Annotated in this window: 2 protein-coding genes; both read right to left on the bottom strand. The window is 62.7% G+C overall.

Annotated features, from left to right (window positions below):
- A partial coding sequence (locus AAGA68_27495; GenBank protein MEM9388816.1) for a hypothetical protein occupies nucleotides 1-201 on the bottom strand: 201 nt, incomplete at its 3' end.
- Between the two features lie 982 nt (nucleotides 202-1183).
- Nucleotides 1184-1570, bottom strand: a 387-nt coding sequence (locus tag AAGA68_27500) for a hypothetical protein (GenBank protein ID MEM9388817.1), incomplete at its 5' end; no start/stop codon positions are given.

Below are 1570 nucleotides of genomic sequence, written 5' to 3' on the forward strand. Positions count from 1 at the left end.
ATGATAATCATTCATATCAGGTAAGCCAGTTCTAAAACGGATAGCTCCATCAGGAAACCTCTTCAAGTATCCACACACTTGCTTGAGCCTTGTCAGATGAACTTGTCTTGGTGCAGCACAGAATTGTCCAAGTGTCATAACTGCCAGTGCAACATCAAACCTGCACCAGCCTCCAGATTTTAGCGTCCGGCTGCGCGACATCGGCCTGACCTCGTTTCTGCCCAAGTGCGCCATTAGCTGCCCCCACCACCCTCTTTTCGCTCGTCCACGACCCCACCATCCAAGACCAACGTCCTGTCGAGCCCACAACCGCCCCGCCCACGCTCCTCGGCATCCCCGCCTCCCTCCACGCCGGCGTTATCCACGGGGGCATGCCGATCCGAGCAGCCACTCCAGCCGGCGGCCAGTACGTCTCACCGCATCTATCCGCGAAATTCGAGGACTATGTGAGCGCACATCAACCAACTTCCACTACGCTCCATATTCGCCACCCGCACGCGATGTTTCTTCCTGGCCGCTACCGCCTCCGCCCCCGCGTCGACCATCTCCTTCGCCACTGCTACCCCACCGACGTGCTGGAGTTTGACGTAGAAGGCACGGCGGGCGAGGGCAATTACGCCGGGGGCAGCAACAGGCGAAGCGAGTGGACCGTCAAGCACGACGCCACGGGCAACGTCCGCTTGAAGGCGAGCGCATGCATCATCGAACACTGTGGCGAGGGAAAGGGTAGCGCTGCGCGACGAGGTGAGAGAACCGCATAGGAAGGTTGGCCGCGTGAAACGACGTCGCCCCAAGCGAGGGAGCCAGAACCTGACAGTGCCCGGGGACCGTGCCGCCAAGAGCGACGGTGCGGTCGAGCAGCCGCGGCAGGGCACGCCAGGCAGTGCCGACGAAAGCCGCATCACACACGTGGGCGAGGGACCGAAAGCCATGGCCTTTGAGGCGAGCCGGCAAAGCAAAGCCGTCGCTAGGCGACTTCGTCAGTAAGCACGAGCGACCACAGGCCTTCGAGACGCAGGACTGGATGGCGGCACCAGGGATCTGGAGGGCGGGGCGCGAGTCAGCGGGATACATAGACCGGGCCAGGAGGTGCCCTCGGGCGCGAGGCAATACTTGGTCAGCGCAAAGAGACCGTGCGAGGAAGTGGAGGCGAGCGCTTTTTCAATTGTTTGGATTCTGGCGCTCATCTTGTCCACTGCCTCGGCGGCGCCGCGGCGACAGAATGTTGGGGTGGCCACAGGACCATCAGCCTACCTTCGTCAGCGATAGGAATAGCGGCGACCATGCGGAGCTGCTGACCGCCACCGACGACATGGCCGGCAACCTGCTGCAGGTCCGGAAGATCGGCGAGCCCGGCGCCGTGGGCGGGCGAATACGCCGCACACTTGTCGCGCACCAAGAGACCGTTGCGCTTGAGCGCAATGGCCCGACCGCCGATAGCGTCGAAAAGTTGCGGCGTCGGCGGCCCAACTACGAAGGTGTCGTCGAAAGAGATGCGGGCACACGCGACGCCAGAGGCCGCGTTAAGCGCCTTAGGTTCGCAAGCTCGCCACCGAGCACGAGGTCGTTG

This window comes from Pseudomonadota bacterium, assembly GCA_039193195.1.
Classification (GTDB): domain Bacteria; phylum Pseudomonadota; class Gammaproteobacteria; order Steroidobacterales; family JBCBZW01; genus JBCBZW01.